11 protein-coding genes are annotated in these 15798 nt (G+C 69.9%); 9 read left to right on the top strand and 2 right to left on the bottom strand.

What is annotated here, in order from left to right; genetic code table 11:
- Positions 1-9 precede the first annotated feature (9 nt).
- Complete coding sequence (locus tag ACIOJD_RS00950; RefSeq protein ID WP_401907547.1) at positions 10-1950, bottom strand: ricin-type beta-trefoil lectin domain protein; 1941 nt, start codon at positions 1948-1950, stop codon at positions 10-12.
- Between the two features lie 311 nt (positions 1951-2261).
- Here ACIOJD_RS00950 and ACIOJD_RS00945 point away from each other — a divergent pair, with 311 nt between their 5' ends.
- The 9 genes from ACIOJD_RS00945 (at position 2262) to ACIOJD_RS00905 (ending at position 14922) form a co-directional block, all read left to right on the top strand.
- Entirely contained in the window at positions 2262-3266 is a 1005-nt protein-coding gene (locus ACIOJD_RS00945) for a LacI family DNA-binding transcriptional regulator (protein ID WP_401907545.1), read from the top strand.
- A 63-nt stretch (positions 3267-3329) separates the two neighbouring features.
- Positions 3330-4997, top strand: coding sequence for an ABC transporter substrate-binding protein (locus ACIOJD_RS00940; RefSeq protein WP_401907543.1), 1668 nt, complete (start codon positions 3330-3332; stop codon positions 4995-4997).
- 15 nt (positions 4998-5012) lie between these two features.
- Positions 5013-6164, top strand: coding sequence for an ABC transporter ATP-binding protein (locus ACIOJD_RS00935; RefSeq protein WP_401907542.1), 1152 nt, complete (start codon positions 5013-5015; stop codon positions 6162-6164).
- Complete coding sequence (locus ACIOJD_RS00930; RefSeq protein ID WP_401907540.1) at positions 6161-7141, top strand: ABC transporter permease; 981 nt, start codon at positions 6161-6163, stop codon at positions 7139-7141. Before ACIOJD_RS00935 ends, ACIOJD_RS00930 begins: the two co-directional genes overlap by 4 nt.
- Positions 7142-7144: 3 nt before the next feature.
- Positions 7145-8212: an ABC transporter permease gene (locus tag ACIOJD_RS00925; RefSeq protein ID WP_401907538.1), complete on the top strand. Its 1068-nt coding sequence runs from the start codon at positions 7145-7147 to the stop codon at positions 8210-8212.
- Positions 8209-9225 (top strand): ABC transporter ATP-binding protein, encoded by a 1017-nt coding sequence (locus ACIOJD_RS00920; protein WP_401907537.1) that lies wholly within the window; start codon positions 8209-8211, stop codon positions 9223-9225. The genes ACIOJD_RS00925 and ACIOJD_RS00920 overlap by 4 nt, the downstream gene beginning before the upstream one ends.
- A 115-nt stretch (positions 9226-9340) precedes the next feature.
- Positions 9341-10843, top strand: a complete 1503-nt coding sequence (locus ACIOJD_RS00915) for a GH1 family beta-glucosidase (RefSeq protein WP_401907535.1) — start codon at positions 9341-9343, stop codon at positions 10841-10843.
- Between the two features lie 25 nt (positions 10844-10868).
- Positions 10869-13460, top strand: a complete 2592-nt coding sequence (locus ACIOJD_RS00910; RefSeq protein WP_401907534.1) for a glycoside hydrolase family 3 N-terminal domain-containing protein — start codon at positions 10869-10871, stop codon at positions 13458-13460.
- A 94-nt stretch (positions 13461-13554) separates the two neighbouring features.
- The gene (locus ACIOJD_RS00905; protein ID WP_401907532.1) at positions 13555-14922 is read left to right on the top strand and encodes a hypothetical protein; all 1368 of its coding nucleotides are present in this window, start codon (positions 13555-13557) and stop codon (positions 14920-14922) included.
- 58 nt (positions 14923-14980) lie between these two features.
- Here ACIOJD_RS00905 and ACIOJD_RS00900 read toward each other — a convergent pair whose 3' ends face one another.
- The gene (locus tag ACIOJD_RS00900; protein WP_401907531.1) at positions 14981-15613 is read right to left on the bottom strand and encodes a YceI family protein; all 633 of its coding nucleotides are present in this window, start codon (positions 15611-15613) and stop codon (positions 14981-14983) included.
- Positions 15614-15798: the final 185 nt, after the last annotated feature.

The raw sequence follows: 15798 nt of genomic DNA, 5'->3' as shown, positions 1-15798 counted from the left end.
ACAGAACAGCTAGCTCTGAAGCCGCCACTTCTGGTTGGCGGCCCCGGTGCAGGCCCAGATCTGCGCCCGCGTCCCGTTCGCCGACGAGTTGTCCGACGCGTCGAGACACTTGTCGGCCGGTACGTTCACCAGGTCGCCGGAGGCCGACTCGTATCTCCACTGCTGCGCCCCGGACCCGTTGCACTCGTACAACTGGACCTTCGCGCCGTCCGCCGTGGACGCCGAGGTCACATCCAGGCACTTGCCCAGCGCCCTGACCGTGGAGTCCGCGCCGAACGTCCAGCGCTGGCCCGTCGAGCCGTCGCAGTCGTACAGCTGGACGGCCGTCCCGTCGGCGCTGGAGTCGCCCGCGACGTCCAGGCACTTGCCGCCGAGCCCTGTGACGGAGCCCGTGCCCGAACCGCCGCCGGACTGGGTGCCGGCCCAGGTGAAGGTCGCCGAGGTCTTGCCGGGCAGCGAGTAACTGAACGTCTGCCCGCCCCAGTTGACCCGCATCTCCCTGGCCGCCGACGCGTCGTTGTAGGCGATCAGCGCCTTGGACCCGTCCGGGTTGCGCCAGGCCACATTGGGCACGGTGGCGCTGGCGGAGGAGGAGATCCGCTGGGCGCCGGGCTTCACGAACTTGGTGAGGTGGCCCATCGTGTAGTACTCGATGGTGAAGTCGACCTGGCCGTGCCTGCCGTCCCCGTTGTGGACGGTGATCAGGCCGTCGCAGGTGCCGCAACCGCCGTTGTGCGGGCCGCGGTTCTGGTCCACCGCCAGGGACCACTTGGTCACCGACTTCGCCCAGTTACGGGTGTAGTCGATGATGTTCGACATGTCCTCGCGCTGCTGATTGGCGATCCACGTACCGCCCGAGTGCTCGGTCTGGAACGCGTTCAGCTGCGGGTACTGGTTGTGGACGGTCGTCTGCTTCTGTACGTCGCCGCCGTAGCCGTGCCAGGCGATCCCGCCGAAGTTGGGGTGGTCGCGGACCGCCGCGTCGTTCACGGTGGCCGCCGCGTACGCGTCGTACGTGTCCCAGTTCCAGTCGTGCGCCAGCACCTTCGTGGACAGTCCCGCGCCCTGGAGCTTCGGCAGCAACTCGCTCTTGGTGAAGTACGCGAGGCCCGAGCCGTTCCAGCTCATCGACGGGTAACCGGCGCAGCAGGTCGGCTCGTTCTGCGCCGAGACATAGTCGACGGGTACGCCCTGGTCGCGGTAGGCCTGGAGATACTTAACGAAGTAGCTCGCGTAGGTGCCGTAGTTCTCGGCCTTCAGCCAGCCGCCGTTGAGCTGCCCGTTGTCCTTCATCCAGGCCGGAGCCGTCCACGGCGAGGCCATCGTCGTCAGCGCCGGGTTGAGCTGCTTGGCCTGCTTGGTCAGCGGCAGCACGTCCGCCAGGTCGTGCGCGATCGAGAACCTGGCGAGGCTCGGGTCGGTCTGACCGGCCGCCAGATCGTTGTACGTGTAGCCGAACCGGGCGAGGTCGGAACCGCCCATCGGGTTGCGGATGAAGGAGAGCCCGATCCCGTCGGTGGGGGAGAAGAGCTTCCTCATCGTGTCGTCGCGGGTCGCCTGCGAGAGCGCGCCGCTGCTCTTCATCAGCCAGGCCGCGGTGTCCGTGAACGAGGCGCCGCCGCCGGTGAAGGTCTGGTAGCGGGTGCCCTCGTCCACGCTGATGTTCGTGCCGCTGCCGCCGGTGCCCGTCTGGAAGTTGACGGGGGTCTGCTGCTGGAGACCGCGGGTGACATGGCGTCCGCCGCTGTCGTCGGTGGTCGTCAGCCAGATGTTGACCTGTTCGCCGGCGGCCTGCGCCGGACCGGCCGACAGCCCGGTGAGTCCGGCGGTGACCAGGGCGCCGGACAGGAGAATCCTCGTCAGCCGCCGCCCGGTGCGGGCCGATCGCAGCCCGGTGCGGGCCGGTCCTGATCCCGAACTCGGTCTTAAACCCGATCTCGATCTCGACATAGGTCTGCTGCCTTTCTCGGCAGGGTGTGGGGGGTGGTGCGAAGGTGCTGTGCGGCGTGAGTGAACTGCTCCGGTGAACTCCCGTCAAGAGGACGCGCATTCACAACCTGAACGCACAACCACCATGCCTCACCCCTGACCTGAACGCTGGCCTGCTGCGTAGTAAAGGTGTGGACCAATTGTGGTGTGAAGTATTGACGGGCGTGTTGTGGTCCCGGTTAACTCACCGCCCAGCGCCGGTACCGGTTCCGGTACCGGTTGCAGGCACCGTCGTACGGCACTGATCCACAGCACCTCAACGCGGAGGCCCGATGCGTGTCACGATGGCTGACGTCGCCCGTCAGGCCGGCGTCAGCAAGACGACCGTGTCCCGGGTGATCAACACAAAGGGTGAAGTCGACGGCGGTACGGCCGCCCGCGTCCGCGCCGTGATCGCCCGGCTCGGTTACGTACCCAGCTCGGGCGCCGTCGGACTGGCCCGCGGCAACAGCCGTACGGTCGGCATGCTCGTCCCGTCACTCGTCTGGCCATGGATGGGCGAGGTCCTCCAGGGCGTGGCGGACACCGTCGAGGCCGCGGACTACGGACTGCTGCTCTTCAGCTGCAACCGCGGCGCCGAATCGGTGGAGCGCTTCACCACCCAGGTCTCGGCCCGCGCCTTCGACGGACTGCTCGTGGTCGAACCCGCGAACACCCTCGACACCCTCGTCGGCCTGCACCACAAGGGCCTGCCCGTCGTCCTGATCGACGACCGCGGCAGCCACCCGGAGGACTTTCCGTCCGTCGCGACCACCAACCACGAGGGAGGCGCGTCCGCGGCCCGCCACCTGCTGGCCGACGGGCGCCGCAGACCCCTGGTCATCACGGGACCCGCGGGCTTCGGCTGCGTACGGGACCGGCTCGCCGGCTTCAGCGGGATCCTGCCCGACGCCCGCGTCTTCGAAGGGGACTTCACCGAGCTGTCCGGGCGTCTCGCCGTCGAACGCGTCCTCGCCGAGGGCACCGCCATCGACTCCGTGTTCGCGCACAACGACATCTGCGCGGCCGGCGCGCTGCGGGCCCTGCGGGCCGCCGGGCGGACCGTCCCCGACGATGTCGCGGTGGTCGGGTTCGACGACATCCCGCTGGCCCGGCACACCGAGCCGCCGCTGACCACCGTGCGCCAGCCCACCCGGCGGATGGGCGAGACGGCCGCGCGGATGCTGCTCACCCGGCTCGGCGGGGTGTCCGTGCCGGAGCGACGGGTCGTCCTGCCCACCGAACTCGTCGTACGGCGGTCGGCCCCGCTCGCCGCCGCGGCGGCCCGTATCCGATAGCCCGACACCGTCAACGTGACCACCTCGAATTCCGCAGCGCAGCCCATTCCAGGAGTCCTCACCATGTCCGCACCCCGCACGCTCCGGGCGCTGGCCGCCACCACCGCCGTGGCCGCCCTCGCCGCCGGATGTTCCTCGGCCAACTCGGACGCCAACCGGTCCGCCGGTGCCTCGGGCGTCCTGACCATCGGCATGCCGAACGGCCCGCAGACCAACAACAGCAATCCGTTCCTGAGCACCTCCGCCGGTGCCTCGCTCGGCTACCGCTACATGATCTACGAGCCGCTGGTGATGACGAACCTCGTGCGGCCCGACGAGAAGGGCCAACCCTGGCTGGCCGGCGCCTGGAAGTGGGAGGCCAACTTCACCAAGGTCACCTTCACGATGAACCCCAAGGCCAAGTGGTCCGACGGCAAGCCGCTCACCGCCGAGGACGCCGCGTTCACCTTCGGGCTGATCAAGAAGTACCCGGCGCTCAACGGTTTCGGCATCCCGTACGACGGGATCGCGACGGAGGGCGACAAGGTCGTACTGACCTTCAAGGAGTCGCAGTTCGTCAACCAGAACAAGATCGGCACCACCTATGTCGTGCCGAAACACATATGGCAGGGCGTCAAGGACCCGGCGACCTGGCCCAACCGCACGCCGGTCGGCTCGGGACCGTACCGGCTCAAGACGTTCACCCCGCAGACCACCACGCTCACCGCGACGCCCTCCTACTGGAAGGGCACCACGCGGGTGAAGGAGCTGCGCTACACCTCGTACAACGACAACAGCGCGCAGACCACCGCCCTGGGCAGCGGCAAGTCCGAGTGGTCGTTCGTCTTCATGCCGAACTACAAGCAGCTGTACGTCGCGAGGGACCCCAAGAACAACAAGCTCTGGTTCCCCTCCGGACTCGGCATCCACGGCCTGTGGTTCAACACCGAGAAGGGCGCACTGAGCAACGCGTCGCTGCGCAAGGCCATGGCGATGGTGGTCGACCGCCGCGCCATCCATGTCCAGGCGCAGGCCACGCTCTACCCGGAGATCACCAACCCCACCGGTGTGCCGCTGCCCGCCGGTGAGTCCTTCCTCGCGCCCGCGTACAAGAACGCCACGACGAAGCCCGATGTGGCGGGGGCGAAGAAGGTGCTGAGCGACGCCGGATTCACGCTCTCCGGCGGACAGTTGAAGGATCCCTCGGGCAAGCCCGTGTCGCTCACCTTCACCGACCCGGCCGGCTGGAACGACTACATCACCGGGCTCTCCATCATCAAGGACAACATCAAGCAACTCGGTATCGAGGCGAAGGTCAAGACCCAGACCGTGGAGGCCTGGACGTCCGACGTCGCCAACGGCAACTTCGACGCCACCCTGCACTGGACCAACAACGGGCCCACGCCGTACGACATGTACCAGAACATCATGGACGGCTCGCTGCTCCAGCCCATCGGCAAGAGCGCCCCGCTCGGCAACTTCGGGCGCTTCGACAGCCCCGAGGCGACCAAGGCGCTCAGGGAGTACGCCAACGCCGAGGAGGACTCGGCCCGTACGGCGGCCATGAACACCCTCCAGAAGATCATGGTCGAGGAGGTGCCGATGATCCCGACGGCGGCGGCGCCCCTCGGAGCGGAGTACTCCACCAAGAACTGGGTCGGCTGGCCGAGCGAGGCCGATCCGTACGGCCCTCCGCAGCCGACCCAGCCGAACGCGCTGGACATCGTGCTGCGCCTCAAGCCCGCCAAGTGACGGCGGGACGCGGCCATGACCACGCAGAAGAGCCAGCAGGCCCGTGTCCCGGGCACCCAGGACTCCGCCGTCGTACTCGAAGCGCGCGGCGTCACCAAGCACTTCCCCGTCAAGCGCACCGGCGGCGACCTGCTCGCACGCCGCCGCCGTACGGTCCACGCCGTGGACGATGTCTCGCTGCGGCTGCGGCGGGGCAGCGTCACCGCGCTGGTGGGGGAGTCCGGCTCGGGGAAATCCACCGTCGCCCGGCTGCTTGCCCAGCTGTACCCGCTCACCGGAGGTGAGATACGGCTCGGGGGCAAGCCGGTGGTGGCCGGGCGCGGCCGGTCCTTCCGCGCGTACGTCCGGCAGGTCCAGCTGATCTTCCAGGACCCGTTCGCCTCCCTCAACCCCGTGCACACCGTGCGCTACCACCTCACGCGCTCGCTGAAGATCCATGGCAGGCAGGCCACCGAGGCCCAGGCGGCCGAGCTGCTGGAACGGGTCCAACTGACCCCGCCGGGACAGTTCCTGGACAAGTTCCCGCACGAACTGTCGGGCGGTCAGCGCCAGCGCGTCGCCATCGCCCGCGCCCTGGGCGCCGATCCGCAGGTGCTGCTCGCCGACGAGCCGGTCTCGATGCTCGACGTCTCCATCCGGCTCGGCGTGCTCAATCTGCTGCGCGACCTCAAGGAGCGGCTGCGGCTGGCGATTCTCTACATCACGCACGACATCGCCTCCGCGCGGTACTTCGCCGACACGACCCTGGTGATGTACGCGGGCCGGATCGTGGAGGGCGGGGACAGCGAGAGAGTCACCCAGCGCCCGGCCCACCCCTATACCCAGCTGCTGATCGCCTCCGCGCCGGACCCCGACCGGGTCGTGTCGGGGGGAGGGCCGGGCGAGGAGCGGGAAGCGGACGGGGAGGAGAGCGGTGAGCCGCCCTCCCTGATCGACCCGCCCGACGGCTGCCGCTTCCACCCCCGCTGCCCGAAGGCCATGGAGCGCTGCCGCACCGAACTCCCGCCGCGCTTCGAGCTGGACGGGGACGGCGACCAGTGGGCGGCCTGCTGGCTGTACGAGAACGGACCGGCGGCATCCGCGCCGGGGTCGGCGGCCGACGCACCGGCTCAGGCGGCCGACGTACCCGGCCCGGCGGCCGGCACGCAGGAAGGAGCGGCCTCGTGAAGTACGTACTCCAGCGGCTCGCCTTCTACGCCCTCACCGCCTGGGCCGCGATCACCATCAACTTCCTGATCCCGCGCCTGATGCCGGGCGACCCGGTCCAGGCGCTGATCTCCCGCTTCCAGGGCCAGCTCGACTCCAGCGCGGTCAACTCCCTCAGGGCGCTCTTCGGCCTCGACAAGCAACGGTCGCTCTGGCAGCAGTACACCGACTACTGGTCCCATCTCCTCCAGGGCGACCTGGGCCTCTCTTTCACCTTCTTCCCCACGCCCGTCAGCGAGGTGATCTCCCAGTCGCTGCCCTGGACGCTGGCCCTGGTCGGCACCGCCACCCTGATCAGCTTCCTCCTCGGCACCGGTATCGGCGTCTACAGCGGCTGGCGGCGCGGCTCCTGGCTGGACGGGCTGCTGCCCGTCACCACCTTCATCTCGTCCATCCCCTACTTCTGGCTCGGGCTGATCGCCATCTCCCTGTTCGCCGTGAAGTGGCCGCTCTTCCCGGCCGCGGGCGGCTACGACAGCGCGCTGGTGCCCGCCTTCGACGTGCCGTTCCTCTCCAGCGCGCTCTACCACGCGGTGCTGCCGGGCGTGACGATCGTGCTGAGCGCCATGGCCGGCTGGATCCTCGGCATGCGCAACATGATGGTGACCGTCTCCTCCGAGGACTACGTCATGGTCGCGCAGGCCAAGGGCCTGACGGAGCGGCGCGTGATGTTCTCGTACGCCGCCAGGAACGCGATCCTGCCGAACATCTCCGGCTTCGCCCTGTCCCTGGGCTTCATCGTCGGCGGCACGCTGCTCGTGGAGATGGTCTTCTCCTATCCCGGTATCGGCTTCCAGCTCTTCCAGGCCGTCGGCGCCAAGGACTACCCGCTGATGCAGGGCGTCTTCCTGATCATCACGCTCGCGGTCCTCGCCGCGAACCTGCTGGCCGACCTGATCTACCTGCTGCTCGATCCGCGTACCCGAAGGGAGGCCTGAGCCATGGCCGTCACCGCTGCCGAAGCAGCCGTCCTCGAAGCGGGTGGGGACCCGGAGCCAGGCCGGAGCCCGAGCCGGGGCGGGGGCCGACGGGCCAGGCTGCGCTTCCTGCGCGGCGGAAAGACCGTCACCGGGCTCGCCATTCTCGGATTCTTCACTCTGCTGGCCGTCGTCGGACCGTGGATCGCGCCGTACGACCCCGACAGGATGAGTGACGACATCCTCCAGGCACCCTCGGCGGCGCACTGGTTCGGCACCACCCAGACCGGTCAGGACGTGCTCTCCCAGATCCTCGTCGGCACCCGGGGCGTGCTGGTCGTCGGCTTCGTCGCCGGATTCCTCGCGACGGTCCTGTCCGTGCTGATCGGCGTCAGCGCCGGTTTCCTGGGCGGCGTCGCGGACGAACTGCTCTCGGCGCTCTCCAACATCTTCCTGGTCATCCCCGCGCTGCCGCTGATCATCATCATCGCCAGCTTCGTCTCGGACACCGGGGACATGCTGATCGCCGCCGTCATCGCCGCCACCTCCTGGGCCTGGGGAGCCCGCGTGCTGCGCGCGCAGACGCTCTCGCTGCGACGCCGGGACTATGTGGAGGCGGCCAGGGCCACCGGCGAACCCACCTGGCGGATCATCTGCTTCGAGATCATGCCGAACCTCACCGCCGTCATCGCGTCCGGCTTCGTCGGCACCGTCATCTTCGCCGTCCTGCTGGAGATCACCCTCGCGTTCACGGGTGTCGCCGACATCTCCAACTGGAACTGGGGGACGGTGCTCTTCTGGGCCCAGTCCAACCAGGCACTGGCCCAGGGCGCGTGGTGGTGGTTCGTACCGGCCGGGGTCTGTATCGCCCTGCTCGGCGCGGCCCTCTCCCTCATCAATTTCGGTATCGACGAGTTCATCAACCCACGGCTGCGCACCGAGACCGGCGCGTCGAGGAAGGTCAGGATGCGCGTGGGCTTCACCCCGGTGGTCCGAGACCTCCAGGACCCCGGGAAACCCCAGGACCCCGGGAAACCCCAGGACCCCCGGAAATCCCAGAATCTCCACGACGGCAAGGAGCCGCGCGCATGACCGGCAGCCCCGTCCTCACGATCCGCGGACTCACCGTCGACTACGGCACCGGAACCGGCGCGGTGCGCGCGCTGCGCGACATCGATCTGACCCTGCACCGGGGCGAAGTCCTCGGTCTCGCGGGGGAGTCGGGCTCCGGCAAGTCCACGCTCGCGTACGCCGTGACCCGGCTGCTCTCGCCGCCCGGGGTGATCACCGGCGGCGAGGTCCACTACCATCCGCCCGGCGCGCGGGACGCGGCCCCGGTGGACCTGCTGGCGCTCAGCCCCCGCCGGCTGCGGGCCTTCCGCTGGCAGGAGCTGTCGATCGTCTTCCAGGGCGCGATGAACTCCCTCAACCCCGTGCACACCGTGCACAGTCAGCTCACCGATGTGCTCAAGGCGCACCGGCCGGGCATGAAGGCGGCCGAACGCACGGCGCGCGCCGAGGAACTGCTCTCGCTGGTCGGCATCTCCACGGACCGGCTGACCGCCTTTCCGCACCAGCTCTCCGGCGGCATGCGCCAGCGCGTGATGATCGCGATGGCGCTCGCGCTGGAGCCCGAGATCGTCATCATGGACGAACCGACCACCGCACTCGATGTGGTGATGCAGCGTCAGATTCTCCGGCAGCTGGTCAGGCTCCGCGAGGAGCTGGGTTTCTCGGTCGTCTTCATCACCCATGACATCTCGCTGCTGATCGAGTTCTCGGACCGGATCGCGATCATGTACGGCGGACGGATCGTCGAGGAGGCCGACGCCGCCGAGATCTACCGCGACCCGCGCCACCCGTACAGCGACGGACTCCTCCACTCGTTCCCCGCCCTGCACGGGCCCCGCCGCGAGCTGACCGGGATACCCGGCTCGCCCCCGCACCTGTCGGCGATGCCGGCCGGCTGCGCGTTCCATCCGCGCTGCGGCAAGGCGTTCGCGCCCTGCGCGGAACGGGTGCCGGTGCCGGCGGCCCCGGACGGCGAACCGGCGCGATCGGTGGCCTGCTGGCTGCACCATCCGGTGCCCGCTGACTCCGTGTGACCACCTTCGTTCATTTTCGGCCATATCTGCCAACTCTCGTACGTGTTCCCTCCCTCCGCCTTCACGCACCCCCACCCTCACGCACCGCTGGGTGCCCCCCTGCCCCAGGAGACCTATGAACGCCACCCCCGTCCAGGCCGCCACCACCCCCGTCGCCGCCGCCGCCCGCCCCGCCGTGGCCGTCCCCGGACTGCCCACGGATTTCCGCTGGGGCGTCGCCACCTCCGCGTACCAGATCGAGGGCGCGGCGACCGAGGACGGCCGGACCGCCTCGATCTGGGACACCTTCTGCCGGGTGCCGGGCGCCGTCGTACGCGGTGAGCACGGCGATGTGGCATGCGACCACTACCACCGGATGCCCGAGGACGTGGAGCTGATCGCCGGACTCGGCGTCGACACCTACCGCTTCTCGCTGGCCTGGCCGCGCATCCAGCCGGGCGGCCGGGGCCCCGCCAACGCGAAGGGCCTGGACTTCTACAAGCGGCTCGTCGACGAGCTGCGCGGGCGGAACATCACCCCCTGGATCACCCTCTACCACTGGGATCTCCCGCAGGAACTGGAAGACGCGGGCGGCTGGCCCGCCCGCGACACCGCGTACCGCTTCGCCGACTACGCGATGCTCGCCCACGAGGCCCTCGGCGACCGGGTCGAGCACTGGACCACGCTCAACGAGCCCTGGTGCTCGGCCATGCTCGGCTACGACATCGGCGTCCACGCGCCCGGCCGGAAGAACTTCGGCGACGCCGTCCACGCCGTCCACCATCTCCTCCTGGGCCACGGCCTCGCCGCAGGCCGTATCCGGGAGGCCGCCGGCGACCGCCCGCTCGACCTCGGCATCACCCTCAACCTCGGCACCGCCACCCCCGAGACCGGCAGCGAGGCCGACGCCGAGGCCTGCCGCCGCGCCGACGGCATGGGTACGCGGCTCTATCTCGACCCGCTCGTCCATGGCCGCTACCCCGAGGACACCGTCGCCGACCTGGCCCTGCGCGGTGTCGAACTCCCCGTGCGCGACGGCGACTTGGAGATCATCTCCGCGCCCCTCGACACCCTCGGGGTCAACTTCTACCGGGGCACGCTCTTCTCCGGAGTCACCGAGGAGGGCTCCCCGGCGGACGCCGACGGGCTGCCCGTCACCCGGGTCGTGCCGCGCGATCTGCCCCGTACCGCCATGGACTGGGAGATCACCCCGACCGAGCTCACCGAGCTGCTCGTCCGCCTCCAGCGCGACTACGGCGTACCGACGGTGATCACCGAGAACGGCGCCGCGTTCGACGACACCGTCGCCGCCGACGGCTCCGTCCCGGACGCCGACCGTACGGCCTATCTCGCCGACCACATCGCGGCCGTCACCGAGGCGCGGGCCCAAGGCGCGGACGTACGCGGCTACTTCGCCTGGTCGCTGATGGACAACTTCGAGTGGGCGTACGGCTACGACAAGCGCTTCGGGATCGTCCGGGTCGACTACGGCACCCAGGCCAGGACGCTCAAGGACAGCGCCAAGTGGTACCGCGACACGATCCGGCTCACCCGCGATCTCACGCCCGGTCTCACGACTGACTCCCTGCACGAACTCGCGCCCGGCCCCACGCACGACGCGACGCGGCAGCAGCACTGACCGCGCGCCGAAGGAGCACGACACCATGCACCACACACATGTGAGACGGGGGCCGAGAGGCAGCGCGAGGCCGGGAGTGCGGACGGTGGTGCTCGTCGCGGGCGCCGTCCTCGCGGGCCTGTTGCCGCTCACCGGGGCCGGGTCGTCCGTCTCGGTGGACGACCTCGCCCCGGTGGGCGAACCGGCGTCGCGGGCGAGCGTCCTCACCGACGCCCCGGTGTACCCGGTAGAGGAAGGGGACACGGCCGAGGTCACGATCTCGGTCACGACCCCCGGGGGCGGCCGCACCGGCGGGGCCGTGACCGTCGCCTACAAGACCGGGGCAGGGGCCTCGGAAGACAGCGCCACCGAGCGCGCCGCCGCCCCGGGTACGGACCACCGCGCCGTCTCCGGCACGCTCACCTTCCCGGCGGGCACCCCCTCCGGCACCTCCCGTACGGTCAGCGTTCCCACCCGCCGGGACCGGGTCGCCGAGAGCGCGGAGACCGTCCCGCTCCCGCTCACCGTCACCGGAGCCGAGGCGCCCGCCGAGACCCCGAAGATCGTCATCGACGCGCACGGCCTGCCCTATCTCGACGCGAGGCTGCCGGTGAAGCGGCGCGTCGCCGACCTCCTCTCCCGGATGTCGCTCGCCGAGAAGGCCGGTCAGATGACCCAGGCCGAGCGCAACGCCCTCACGGACCAGGGCGACATCGGCACGTACGCCCTCGGCTCGCTGCTCTCCGGCGGCGGGTCCGCGCCGACCCCCAACACCCCCGCCGCCTGGGCCGAGATGGTCGACTCCTACCAGCTCAGGACGCGGACCACCCGCCACCAGATCCCGCTGATCTACGGTGTGGACGCGGTCCACGGGCACAACAACGTCATCGGCGCGACGATCATGCCGCACAACATCGGTATCGGCGCGACCCGCGACCCGTCGGTCGCGGAGAAGACCGGGGCCGTCACGGCGCGGGAGGTCCGCGCCACCGGCATCCCATGGGACTTCGCCCCTTGCCTGTGCGTCGCCCGCGACGAGCGCTGGGGCCGTACGTACGAGGCCTTCGGCGAGGACCCGGCCCTGGTGACCGCCATGGAGACGGTCGTCGACGGCATGCAGGGCGCCCGGTCCGGCGAGGAACTGTCCCGTAACGACAAGGTGTTGACCAGCGCGAAGCACTTCGTCGGAGACGGCGGTACGGAGTACGGCTCGTCCACCTCGGGCCCCTACACCATCGACCAGGGCGTCACGAAGGTCACCCGCCACGAGTTGGAAACGGTCCACCTCGCCCCGTTCACCGAGGCGGTCCGGCGCGGCGCGGGCACGGTCATGCCCTCGTACTCCTCGCTGGACATCCTCGGTGCGGGGAGGAGGAGCGCGGGCCCGGTGAAGATGCACGCCAACGCGGCGATGATCAACAAGGAACTCAAGGGCCGGATGGGCTTCCAGGGCTTCGTCATCAGCGACTACCAGGCGATCGACCAGATCCCCGGCGACTACGCGAGCGACGTCCGCACCTCGGTCAACGCCGGTCTCGACATGATCATGGTGCCGACCGCGTACCGGGACTTCAGCCGGATCCTCCAGGAGGAGGTGACGGCGGGCCGGATCGCCGAGAGCCGGATCGACGACGCGGTCTCCCGGATCCTTGAACAGAAGTTCCGGCTGGGCCTGTTCGAGAAGCCGTACGCGGACACCACCCACCTCTCCTCGGTCGGCTCGGACGAACACCGCGCCGTGGCCCGGGACGCGGTCGCCAAGTCCCAGGTGCTGCTGAAGAACGCCGGGGGAATCCTGCCGCTGAAGCCGTCCCAGAAGGTGTACGTGGCCGGGTCCAACGCGCACGACCTCGGCAACCAGATGGGCGGCTGGTCCATCAGCTGGCAGGGCGCGTCCGGGACGACGACCACCGGGACGACCATCCTTGAGGGCATGAGGAAGGCGGCCCACGGCGCTTCTCTCACCTACTCCGAGGACGCGTCGACCGGCACGGCGGGCTACGACGTGGGTGTGGTCGTCGTCGGCGAGACGCCCTACACCGAGGGGAAGGGCGATGTCGGCAACGGCCACGACCTGGAGCTGTCCGCCGCCGACAAGAAGGCCGTCGACAGGGTCTGCGGGGCCATGAAATGCGCGGTGCTGACCGTGTCGGGGCGTCCGCTGCTCATCGGCGACCGCCTGGCCGGCATCGACGCGCTGGTGGCGTCCTGGCTGCCGGGCACCGAGGGCGACGGCGTCGCCGACGTCCTCTACGGCGCGCGCCCCTTCACCGGTCAACTACCGCTGACCTGGCCGAAGTCCGTCGCCTCGCTGCCGGTCAACGTCGGTGACACGTCGTACGATCCCCAGTTCCCGTACGGCTGGGGGCTGACGACCCTCAAGCCGCCGCCCGGGGGCGGGCTGCGGACCCTCACCGGCCTCGGTGCCGAGGCGAGGGCGCTGGCGAAGGCGGGGCGCGGGTACTCCCCGAAGAGCAGGGCCCTGGTCGAACGGGCCAGGCTGCTCGTACAGCACAGGATCGGACAGTATCCGACGGCGGCGACGGCGAAGCCGTTCGCCGACGCGGACCATCTGCTGCTCACCGGCGACCCGGCGGGAGCGGTGGCCAGGCTGACGGCGGCCTACCGGGCCTCTTAGCCGCGTTCCCGAGAGGTTCGGCGCTCGGACATCTGTGCGAGTGCCGAACTTTTCGCCGTTCCGTATTGCCCCGTTTCGGGTAGCGTCGATAGGTATGAGGACGAGGCTCTTCCCCGCGCTGTCCGGGCTGCTGCTCGCCTTTTCGGCCGCCGCCCTCGGAGTGGCGCCCGCCGCGCAGACCGCCACCGGCCCCACGGCCGTAGCCCAGGCCCTCAAGAAAGGCCCGGTCTATGTGGACCCACGGGTCTCGGACCAGCTCTCGACGGCTCAGGCCAAGGGCCTGACGAAGAAGATAGAGGACGCGGACAAGCCGCTGTTCGTGGCGGTCCTGCCGGACAACGCCCAGTTCCCGCCGGGCTCTGTGCTGCGCACGATACGGGCCGAGACCGGGGTGACCGGTCTGTACGCCATCCACCTGGGCGACGGGTTCAACGCGGGCGCCGACTCCAGTGTGATGTCGCAGCGGGCGGTCCGTAACCTCACCGACGCGGTCAAGGCGGGCGGCGGCGTCGACGCCTCGACCGAGTTGAACAACTTCGTCGACCAGGCACTCCCGCAGATCCGTGGCCACGCCCCCGACTCGTGGAACTTGAGCTCCGGATCGGGCGGCGGATCGGGTGGCGACGCGTCCACCGGACTGATCGTGCTCGGCGCGGTCGTCGTACTGGGCGGAGCGGGCGCGTACACCGTGATCCACCGGAACCGCCGCAAGCAGGCCGAGCGGGAGCGTGCCGCCCTCGACAAGCTGCGCGTCGTCGTGGACGAGGACATCACCGCCTTCGGCGAGGAACTCGACCGGCTCGACTTCCGCCCCGCCGAGGCCGGCGCCGACGACGCGATGCGCGCGGACTACGAGCACTCGCTCGACGCGTACGAGAGGGCGAAGTCCCTGATGGCCTCGGCCCAACGGCCCGCCGACGTGCGGGGGGTGACCGAAACGCTGGAGGACGGCCGGTTCTCCCTGGCCGTGCTCGACGCGCGCAGAAAAGGCGCCCCGCTTCCGGAGCGCCGTTCACCGTGCTTCTTCGACCCGCGCCACGGCCCGTCGGTGACCGACGCGGAATGGGCCCCGCCCGCCGGTGCCCGGCGGACCGTCCCGGTCTGCGCGGCCGACGCGGCCCGGTTGGCGGACGGCGACGACCCGATGACCCGTACGGTGCACACCGACCAGGGTCCCCGCCCCTACTGGGAGGCGGGAGCGGCATACGGCCCCTGGGCCGGCGGCTACTTCGGCGGCGGACTGCTGCCGGGACTGCTGGTGGGCACGGCGCTCGGCTCGATGATGGCGACTCCCGCGTACGGCGCGGACTTCGGCGGAGACTACGGGGGCTACGGGGACGGCTCCGTCGGCGGCGACTACTCGGGCTCGGACTTCGACCCGGGTGACTTCGGCGGCGGAGGCTTCGGCGGGGGAGGGGACTTCGGAGGAGGCGGCGGGTTCGACGGCGGGGGCGGCTTCTAGCCTGCCGCCCCCGCGTTCTCCCGCCGGTCCTCTCCCGCTGTCACAGTCACCGACCGGCTCAGGCAGCCCCGGGGGCCTGCTTGATCGCGGAGATGTCGAACGTCAGCTTGACCTTGTCGCTGACCATCACACCGCCGGTCTCCAGCGCCGCGTTCCAGGTCAGGCCCCAGTCCGAGCGCAGAATGTCGGCGCTGCCCTCGAAGCCGACGCGCTCATTGCCGTACACATCGGTGGCGGAGCCGTGGAACTCCAGGTCGATGCTGAGCGGCCGCGTGACGTCCTTGATGGTCAGGTCGCCGGTGATGCGGTAGGTCTCCGCGTCGACCTGCTCGGCGGAGGTGGAGCGGAACGACATCTTCGGGAAGGCCTCGGCGTCGAAGAAGTCGGCGCTGCGGAGGTGTCCGTCGCGGTCGGTGATCCCGGTGTCGATGCTGGCGATCGAGACATCGATGGAGGCCGTGGAGGCCGCCGGGTTGGAGCCGTCCAGGCTCAGCGAGCCCTGGTGTTCGGTGAACGTGCCACGGACATTGGTGACCATCGCGTGGCGGACCGTGAAGCCGATGCTGCTGTGGGCGGGGTCGACGGTGTATTCGCCGGTCAGCGCCGCCAGAGCGGGGTCCAGGGTGGCCACGGCGGTGGCCGGGGCGGCGGGGGTGCGGACGGCGGCGTTCTTGCGGCCGAAGAGAGCCATGATTCCTCCTGGGAGTAACTGTTCAACGTTCAACGAAGTTCGATGACCTCACCATAGACCCATCTCGTTCAAGGTTCAACAATGTCACCCGATCGAGTTCCTGGGGCCCTGGCGGACGCGCGTAGACGTCGGGCACGATCTCCGTGGCCCCACCCGTACCGCCGCACCGCCGCCCGATCGACGTA

The sequence above is a fragment of the Streptomyces sp. NPDC088116 genome (assembly GCF_044741745.1).
Classification (GTDB): Bacteria; Actinomycetota; Actinomycetes; order Streptomycetales; family Streptomycetaceae; genus Streptomyces.
Note: the sequence above shows the minus strand (reverse complement) of the source record. Positions and strands in the feature narration are given on the sequence as shown.

Excerpts from the sequence above, each read along its gene's own strand:
- ACIOJD_RS00910 (WP_401907534.1), top strand. The coding sequence starts at position 10,869 with ATGCACCACACACATGTGAGACGGGGGCCGAGAGGCAGCGCGAGGCCG.
- ACIOJD_RS00940 (WP_401907543.1), top strand. The coding sequence starts at position 3,330 with ATGTCCGCACCCCGCACGCTCCGGGCGCTGGCCGCCACCACCGCCGTG.
- ACIOJD_RS00920 (WP_401907537.1), top strand. The coding sequence starts at position 8,209 with ATGACCGGCAGCCCCGTCCTCACGATCCGCGGACTCACCGTCGACTAC.
- ACIOJD_RS00905 (WP_401907532.1), top strand. The coding sequence starts at position 13,555 with ATGAGGACGAGGCTCTTCCCCGCGCTGTCCGGGCTGCTGCTCGCCTTT.
- ACIOJD_RS00935 (WP_401907542.1), top strand. The coding sequence starts at position 5,013 with ATGACCACGCAGAAGAGCCAGCAGGCCCGTGTCCCGGGCACCCAGGAC.
- ACIOJD_RS00925 (WP_401907538.1), top strand. The coding sequence starts at position 7,145 with ATGGCCGTCACCGCTGCCGAAGCAGCCGTCCTCGAAGCGGGTGGGGAC.
- ACIOJD_RS00950 (WP_401907547.1), bottom strand. The coding sequence starts at position 1,950 with ATGTCGAGATCGAGATCGGGTTTAAGACCGAGTTCGGGATCAGGACCG.
- ACIOJD_RS00945 (WP_401907545.1), top strand. The coding sequence starts at position 2,262 with ATGCGTGTCACGATGGCTGACGTCGCCCGTCAGGCCGGCGTCAGCAAG.
- ACIOJD_RS00900 (WP_401907531.1), bottom strand. The coding sequence starts at position 15,613 with ATGGCTCTCTTCGGCCGCAAGAACGCCGCCGTCCGCACCCCCGCCGCC.
- ACIOJD_RS00915 (WP_401907535.1), top strand. The coding sequence starts at position 9,341 with ATGAACGCCACCCCCGTCCAGGCCGCCACCACCCCCGTCGCCGCCGCC.